This window comes from Neobacillus drentensis (genome assembly GCF_036965645.1).
Classification (GTDB): Bacteria; Bacillota; Bacilli; order Bacillales; family Cytobacillaceae; genus Neobacillus; species Neobacillus drentensis_D.
In genome coordinates this window covers 1-7,673 of the sequence record NZ_JBALPZ010000145.1, presented here as the reverse complement: position 1 = coordinate 7,673, position 7,673 = coordinate 1, and the positions used below count along the sequence as shown (strand labels likewise).

At 38.8% G+C, this 7,673-nt stretch carries 6 protein-coding genes, 2 tRNA genes and 2 other RNA genes; all 10 read left to right on the top strand.

The genetic code is table 11. The annotated features are described in order from the left end of the window. Window positions 1–40: 40 nt before the first annotated feature. The 10 genes from ssrA to V7266_RS24475 all read left to right on the top strand — a co-directional run bounded on the left by ssrA (window position 41) and on the right by V7266_RS24475 (window position 7,505). Window positions 41–402: a transfer-messenger RNA gene (gene ssrA / locus V7266_RS24520) on the top strand. Window positions 403–628: 226 nt separating this feature from the next. Next, a tRNA-Thr gene (locus V7266_RS24515) sits at window positions 629–704 on the top strand. Between the two features lie 35 nt (window positions 705–739). After that, window positions 740–811: transfer RNA gene (locus V7266_RS24510), tRNA-Asn, on the top strand. Continuing rightward, an RNA gene (gene ffs / locus V7266_RS24505) (signal recognition particle sRNA small type) lies at window positions 811–895 on the top strand. Before V7266_RS24510 ends, ffs begins: the two co-directional genes overlap by 1 nt. Before the next feature lie 219 nt (window positions 896–1,114). Beyond that, on the top strand, window positions 1,115–1,444 hold the full coding sequence (locus tag V7266_RS24500) for a DUF1904 family protein (protein ID WP_335471780.1): 330 nt from the start codon (window positions 1,115–1,117) through the stop codon (window positions 1,442–1,444). 394 nt (window positions 1,445–1,838) lie between these two features. Then, on the top strand, window positions 1,839–3,107 hold the full coding sequence (locus V7266_RS24495; protein WP_335471779.1) for an ABC transporter substrate-binding protein: 1,269 nt from the start codon (window positions 1,839–1,841) through the stop codon (window positions 3,105–3,107). 70 nt (window positions 3,108–3,177) lie between these two features. Next, window positions 3,178–4,119 carry a carbohydrate ABC transporter permease gene (locus V7266_RS24490; RefSeq protein ID WP_335471777.1) on the top strand — a complete coding sequence of 314 codons (942 nt, stop codon included), beginning with the start codon at window positions 3,178–3,180 and terminating at the stop codon, window positions 4,117–4,119. Next, window positions 4,119–4,949 carry a carbohydrate ABC transporter permease gene (locus V7266_RS24485; protein WP_335471776.1) on the top strand — a complete coding sequence of 277 codons (831 nt, stop codon included), beginning with the start codon at window positions 4,119–4,121 and terminating at the stop codon, window positions 4,947–4,949. Before V7266_RS24490 ends, V7266_RS24485 begins: the two co-directional genes overlap by 1 nt. Before the next feature lie 34 nt (window positions 4,950–4,983). Next, a complete protein-coding gene (locus V7266_RS24480; protein ID WP_335471774.1) occupies window positions 4,984–5,883 on the top strand; it encodes an AraC family transcriptional regulator in 900 nt (299 codons plus the stop codon). 116 nt (window positions 5,884–5,999) lie between these two features. After that, on the top strand, window positions 6,000–7,505 hold the full coding sequence (locus V7266_RS24475; RefSeq protein ID WP_335471772.1) for an alpha-glucosidase/alpha-galactosidase: 1,506 nt from the start codon (window positions 6,000–6,002) through the stop codon (window positions 7,503–7,505). The last annotated feature ends 168 nt before the right edge of the window (window positions 7,506–7,673 follow it).

Genomic DNA, 7,673 nt, shown 5'->3' with positions numbered 1-7,673 from the left:
CGCGAGGGTTCAAATCCCTTCTTCTCTGCCATATTACAATGGGGATGTCTTGGTATCGACAGGGATAGTTTGAGCTTATATTGCGAGTCGAGGGATTCGGCCTCGTTAAAACGATAAAGCCTAATAACTGGCAAACAAAACAACAACTTCGCTTTCGCTGCCTAATAACAGACGTTAGCGGTTCCATCCTCCATCGTCCATGTGGCAGGTTTGGGACTCATCTTAAGTGGACTACGCCGAATTCCACAGTCTGAGGAAAACGGAAGAGACTAACCAGACTAGCTGCTTCCATGCCTGTCAGTGGGCTAAAGAAGTGGGTGAAACCAATTAAACTGACTACACTCGTAGAAGTATAAGTGCCAATATCTTTGCACACGGGTTCAACTCCCGTCATTTCCACTTAAAAATCTATAAAAAACACTTGAATAAGCATCATCTCCTGAGTATAATATAAACATGACGAGATGATAGATATGCCGGTTTAGCTCAATTGGTAGAGCACGATCGAATAAGCTTCCTGAGTAGTCTACAGCATACTGACCGAGCTGCTGCGTGCATAAGCTTTCTGAGGTCAGGATGACGTTAACTATATCAGCGTGGGCAAACATAATAAAATCTCAAATTATATGCCGGTTTAGCTCAATTGGTAGAGCAACTGACTTGTAATCAGTAGGTTGGGGGTTCAAGTCCTCTAGCCGGCACCAGAGTTCGTTGCGAAAGCAACATAACTCAGCAATATTCCGCAGTAGCTCAGTGGTAGAGCTATCGGCTGTTAACCGATCGGTCGTAGGTTCGAGTCCTACCTGCGGAGTCATAGTCCAACAAGGACACTAGGAACAGGTCAGGGCGGGAACGCAGCAGCCATAACTAGTGAAGTTGTGTGGGCTATTACATAGGACGAAACAACAATAAACGCTAAACTCTTTCTGAATTTGAGTTTAGCGTTTTTTCTTTGAACACTTTTTTTATAGATTGTTGTTTTTGGTATAATTTCATTAACCTTAAATTTAGATAGTTCTTGGCATCTGTTCGTAAGGATTTGCTAATATTGCCTGCAGATTTTGAATGGATTAGACACATATGACACCTTAAATGACTTATGGAGGAAAATGATATGCCCCAGCTGATTTTTAAAGGAATTTCGGTAGATCAAGTAAAGAAAGTGAGTATTTCGTTAGTTAAGGATTTGGCCAATCTTTGTCAATGTGAAACCGACAATTTTACGTTAGAAATTCCACAATCGACGTTTATATTTAATGAAAATGAAGTAAAAGGATTTCCTTTTATTGAGGTAAAATGGTTTGAACGAGGCCAGGTAATACAAGATCAGTTTGCCGAAATTATCACAAAGCACGTCCGTTCATTAGACATTCCTGAAGTGGAAGTTGCCTTTAGTGTATTTTTGGAGTCGGCCTATTACTTAAACGGAAAAAATTTTGCATAAGCTATTGGTATCTATTATTTAGAAATGATTTATAGAAATATGTATGAAATTGAATAGAAATATATGGGGACAGCGCAGTTGTTGCGCTGTTTTTTCTTTTTTTATTATCCTAACATCCTACATCTAAAAAGTTAGGATTTTATAAATGGATGGATATAGGAAGTTAGGATTCTGTATTGAAGCAAGCTTTTATTCGCAAGTATAATAACAAATAGATTAAAGATTAATAATATTCTTACAATTGTTAGGTGGTGAATTCCTTCATTACATAAACGTTTATTTAAAACAGCACGTGTTGAAATCGCTTCCAAATGCCTTTTTTGAAAACGGATGTTTCTAGATCTCGATTAATTTATGGTTGGAAAGAAGATACCAATAAAAGGGAGAGAATGGAATGAAGTGTGGTTTCATGAAAATAGTTAGCCTATTGGTTGTACTGGCATTGTTTTTATCATTAACCGCTTGCAGCTCAACATCTAGTTCAAGTGGTGACGGAAAAATAACGTTAAAAGTCCTTGATTGGAATACAACCAATAAAAAGGAAACCCAAAAAGCCATTGTTGAGGCAGTCAAAAAAGAACTTCCTAACGTAACACTGCAGTTTGAAAACATCAATTGGGACAAGGATTTCAACTCTGTTATGCAAACGAGAATTGCTGGAAAACAGCTTCCTGATATTATCATGATCAAGGGCGGAGATCATCCAAAATATGCTCAGTTCTTAATGGATTTAACAAATGAACCATTTATGAAAGAATTCCCGGATGATGTCCGTAAAGCCTTGAAGGTTAATGGCAAAGACTATGCTGTTCCGTACACTGCCAACTTTCAAGGGGTATTCTACAACAAACAAATATTTGAAGAAAATAATATCCAAATTCCGAAAACGTGGGCAGAATTAATGGATGTGGCTAAAACCTTAAAAGCTAGAGGAATCACGCCATTTACTTCTCATTTTAAAGACTATCAAATGGGGAATTCCGCGAATCAGTTTGCAACTTTGGAAGTATTTTCTAAGAATCCGGAGTGGGGATCTGACTTACAAAAAGGAAAAGTTTCGTTCGCAAAATCACCTGAATATAAAACCACTTTCCAACATTTTAAGAATCTTTATGAAAACACTGAAAAAGATCCATTTGGTGTAGATTTTACTGGAGCAGCTGACCTGTTTGCCAACGGAAAAACAGCCATGTGGATTATCGGGACATGGGCACCCGCACAGATCTTCAAGAATAATCCTAACTTTAAGCTTGGCTTTTTCCCAACACCTGCCGTAGATGCCGAGAATACCAAACTCATTATGCAATCTGATCATACGTGGTCTGCGAGCAAAGCAACGGAACATCCAAAGGAAGTGAAAAAAGTATTAGAAATCCTCGCAACAGATAAGAGTTTAGCAAAAGAATACATTAACCAAGTTCAAACCCAAAGTTTGCTGCCGGATGTCGTCCCAGATGTACAAAGTGATTATGTAAATGATATTAATACCGCTAAAAATGCGGGTGTTGTCGATGCTAATATTGGAAATGTCCAAATTCCATGGCCATACCAACAACAATATACCACCTATATTGCTGAGTGGCTTTTAGGTAAAATGACCTTGGAAGAAGCACTAAAGGCAACCGATGATTTTAAGTCAAAGGTTAAGTTCCAAACAAACTAGAGGATTGTAAGATGGAAAAGGGAATGTATTCCCTTTTCCATACAGCTAATTAGCCTACGGAGGTGTTCTCGTGAATATTAGTCAAGGAGATCCACAGCCGCAAATCATCACGAAAAAACAGATTCATACAGAGCGGGCGGCTAAAAAAACACGTTTTAAAAATAAAGGCTATTTTTTATTATTAATGCCGCCATTAATCGTTTTTATTATTGGGATGATTATTCCATTATTCATGGGGATCTACAATTCTTTTACCGATTGGGACGGAATAAGTCTTACTAAGAATTGGGTAGGGATTGCGAACTATCTAGAAATTTTTAAAGATGAAATCTTTATGAAGGCTTTTAAATTCACATTTTTGTTTATGATTTTTAATACGATTATTCAAAATGTTGCTGCCCTGTTCTTTGCTGTGATTTTGGATAGCAGCATTAGAGCCAAAAACCTCTACCGCGTCATTATCTTTTCTCCCGTGTTGTTAAGTCCAATTCTAGTAGGACAAATTTGGACCAAAATGTTTGGGGACATTTTACCAAGCCTAAATGATTTATTGGGAACAAATATATCCTTTGCATTATTTTCAAGTCCTGATACCGTATTGGGTGGATTACTGATTGCGAACAATTGGCAGTGGATCGGATATTGGATGTTAATTTATTTAGCCGGACTTCAGGCGATTCCAAAAGAACTATACGAAGCTTCCACAGTCGATGGAGGAAATTGGCGGCAAAAATTCTATCACATTACTATCCCTATGTTAGCGCCATCCATCACGATTTGTACGATTGGAATTGCTACGGGCAGTTTGAAAGTATTTGAATTAATTGTAGCCTCCACCAATGGTGGACCTGGTGACTCTTCGCAATCACTTATCATGTATATATTCAACAGTGCCTTTACTTCCCAAAGAGCGAGTTACGCATCCGCGATGTCGGTAATCTTCTTAATTGTCTTAATGATCTTTGCTTTTATTCAATTGAAAGTTTTAAGAAAAAGAGAGGTGGAATTATAATGGCACGAAAATACCGTCTAGGTTCCCTCCTTTTACAAATCTTTATTTCTGTTGTAGCGATTGCCTATTTAATTCCTTCTCTGATTGTTTTTCTATACGCATTAAAATCACAGCAAGAAACGTCTAAATCTTTCCCGCTTTCATTGCCAAACCATATTGAGTGGGCCAATTTTTCAAAGGCTTTAGAAGCATTGAACTTTTGGCAGAGCCTGGGAAATACAGCCCTTTTAACGGTTTGTTCCGTTATCTTGATTATCATTTTGAGCAGTATGGCAGCCTATGCCATTGCCAGAGGTGAAACAAAATTTTTTAACTCCGCCTATGTTCTTTTTATTGCGGGGATTTTAATACCCTATCAGGTCATTTTTGTGCCGATGTTTACATTAGGGAGTAATTTAGGCTTTATTAATAATTTTGCAGGGGTTATTTTTCTCTATGTCGCTACCAATCTTCCATTTGCTGTCTTTGTGACAACTGGATTTATGAAAACAATCCCGAAGGAAGTGGAAGAAGCGGCTGCTATTGACGGTTGTTCTGTACTTCGAACCTTCTGGTTAATTGTACTGCCCATGTTAAAACCAGTGGCGGCAGCCTTAACGATTATTTTATCCTTGCAAATTTGGAATGATTACCTCATGCCGCTTCTATTTTTATCCGAAAACAACATGAAGACATTAACTGTTATGCAATCACAGCTATTTTCTGCTTTCAGCACTGACTTTAATACAGGCTTTGCCGGGATCATTTTATCTTCTTTGCCGATTTTACTATTGTTTATTTTTATGCAAAAGCATTTTGTCAAAGGAATCACGATGGGTGCTGGCAAATAAAAATAGAAAGCTGTTAGATCAAGAGGAGGCCGAAATGAAGAAAAGTAGTCTATACGAGAGTGCGTTGACAAGCGGTGAGTTTCTTCCTGAACTTGTTGCCTATTACTATAAACAGTGGGATCACTATTCGATGCCATTTCATGCTCATAATCAGGTCGAAATTATGTATGTCATTGAAGGTCATTGTTGTGTTGAAACCGAAGGAGAGTCATTATTCATGAAGAAGGGGGATTTCATTATTATTGATGCAGAAGTTCCCCATCGCCTGTTAGTAGAGAAAGGCAGTCCGTGTCGGATGCTAAACGTTGAATTTCGTTTTCATGAGAAAAAAGGATTTTTTCCCTCTATCAAAGATTTTGCAGCCGAAGACCGAGCCTTTGCTAAATTATTGAAAATGAATGCTCCTTATATTCTCTTAAAGGATCCTAATGAGGTTTATTTTGTCTTAAAAAACCTTGTATTAGAAATGGACGAAAGGGGGAAAGAGAATCTACTAATGGTGCATTTGCTGCTCTCCCAGCTTTTAATTCAAATTGGGAGGCTGGCGGTTGAAGCAAAAGCCAATGAACCGCAGCAACAAACGAATATTTATATCAAAAAGGTGATTGCTTATCTTCATGAGAATTATGATTGTGAGATCCAGATGAAAGATATTGCTGCAGACGTGAATCTTCATCCTGGGTATCTACATAGGATTTTTAAAAAACATACTGGTTTAACAGTTATGGAATACCTCACCTCTACTCGTATGGAAAAAGCCAAGATGCTTTTAGCGGAAACGGAAATCCCTTTAATTGAAATATCTGATTATATCGGGATCAATAGCCGCCAATACTTTAGTTCACTTTTTAAAAAATATACACAGCAAACGCCAGTGGAATATCGAAAAGCGGCGACGCATAAAAAGGAATTTGCCTCATGGGAAAGAGTTTGAGGAACAAGTGAGAATCTTATCTATTTGTTAAAATAAGAAGTTACGATTTTGATAACGTTTTCTATTTGTAGGCTGGTAAAATGGCTATAAATCTATTTTTTAAGGAGAGTTGCCCTATGTCATTTAAAGTTGCCTTTATCGGAGCAGGTAGTATTGGGTTTACAAGAGGACTATTACGGGATTTACTGGCTGTACCTGAATTTCATCAGATAGAAGTGGCTTTTACCGATATCAATTCACGTAATTTACAGATGGTGACCGAGCTTTGTCAGCGCGATATCAAAGAAAACGGGCTTGATATCCAAATTCAATCTACCTTAAATCGGCGCGAGGCCCTTAGGGATGCAAAGTATATTTTTTCTGTCGTCAGAATTGGCGGTCTTGAAGCATTTCAAACAGATGTTGATATTCCGTTAAAGTATGGTATTGATCAATGTGTGGGAGATACACTTTGTGCTGGCGGAATCATGTATGGTCAGCGCGGGATAGCCGAAATGTTGAACATTTGTAAAGATATCCGTGAAGTGGCAGAGCGGGACTGCCTGCTGTTGAATTATGCTAATCCTATGGCGATGATGACGTGGGTTTGTAATAAATATGGCGGTGTGAGGACAATTGGTCTTTGTCATGGTGTTCAGCATGGACATAAGCAAATTGCTGATGTCCTTGGGTTAACGAAAGAGGAGGTTGATATTGTTTGTGCCGGAATTAACCATCAAACCTGGTATGTTCAAGTGAGACACAAGGGTGAGGACATGACTGGAAAGCTGCTGGAAGGTTTTGAAAACCATCCGGAATATAGTCAAACGGAAAAAGTGCGGATTGATATGCTCAGGAGGTTTGGTTATTACAGTACAGAATCCAATGGGCACTTAAGTGAATATTTGCCATGGTACCGGAAACGTCCGGAAGAAATTTCTGAGTGGATTGATTTGGGAAGCTGGATAAATGGTGAAACAGGCGGCTATTTAAGAGTATGTACGGAGAGCAGAAACTGGTTCGAGACGGATTTTCCGAATTGGATGAAAGATCCTGCCCTTGAATATAAACAAGAACATCGAAGTGAAGAACACGGCTCTTATATTGTGGAAGGATTAGAAACAGGAAGGGTGTATCGCGGCCATTTAAATGTCGTAAATAATGGCGTCATTTCGAATCTTCCTGATGATGCCATTATCGAGGCGCCGGGATATGTGGATGGAAATGGAATTAGCATCCCAAAGGTTGGTGAATTGCCAATTGGGTGTGCAGCGGTTTGTAATGTGAGTATTTCCGTCCAACGACTTGCAGTAGAGGCTGCGATAAGTGGGGATGACCTGCTGTTGCGTCAAGCGATGATGATGGATCCTCTCGTCGGTGCCGTTTGTAATCCGAAGGAAATTTGGCAGCTAACCGATGAGATGCTCGTGGCACAGGAGAAGTGGCTGCCACAATATAAAACGGCGATTGAAAAAGCAAAGGAGAGATTGGCATCAGGAAATCTCATCCCTACGAAACAAAATCAAGGTGCTGCAAGACTTCGTGTTAGGACGGTAGAAGAAATGTCTCAAGATCGGGTGGCTGCTAACCGAGTAGCGGGTGAATCCGATAAAGCTAAGGTGCGTCCTACTGCTGTTAAGTAATTTCAATGATTTCCTTTGTGTGCTCAATTACTAGACTTAACCGTGTGGGACTAAATGATAAATGACTTGTAAGAATATATATTTTTAAAACTCCAAATAAATTTTTTTGGAGTTTCTTTTTTTATAAAATACAAGTCGGGATGGTTACTTGAAATAATGTAACTGTTA

What these genes read in the sequence shown, in the direction of transcription:
- V7266_RS24500 (WP_335471780.1), top strand. Translation starts at nt 1,115, where the DNA reads ATGCCCCAGCTGATTTTTAAAGGAATTTCGGTAGATCAAGTAAAGAAA.
- V7266_RS24495 (WP_335471779.1), top strand. Translation starts at nt 1,839, where the DNA reads ATGAAGTGTGGTTTCATGAAAATAGTTAGCCTATTGGTTGTACTGGCA.
- V7266_RS24480 (WP_335471774.1), top strand. Translation starts at nt 4,984, where the DNA reads ATGAAGAAAAGTAGTCTATACGAGAGTGCGTTGACAAGCGGTGAGTTT.
- V7266_RS24485 (WP_335471776.1), top strand. Translation starts at nt 4,119, where the DNA reads ATGGCACGAAAATACCGTCTAGGTTCCCTCCTTTTACAAATCTTTATT.
- V7266_RS24475 (WP_335471772.1), top strand. Translation starts at nt 6,000, where the DNA reads ATGTCATTTAAAGTTGCCTTTATCGGAGCAGGTAGTATTGGGTTTACA.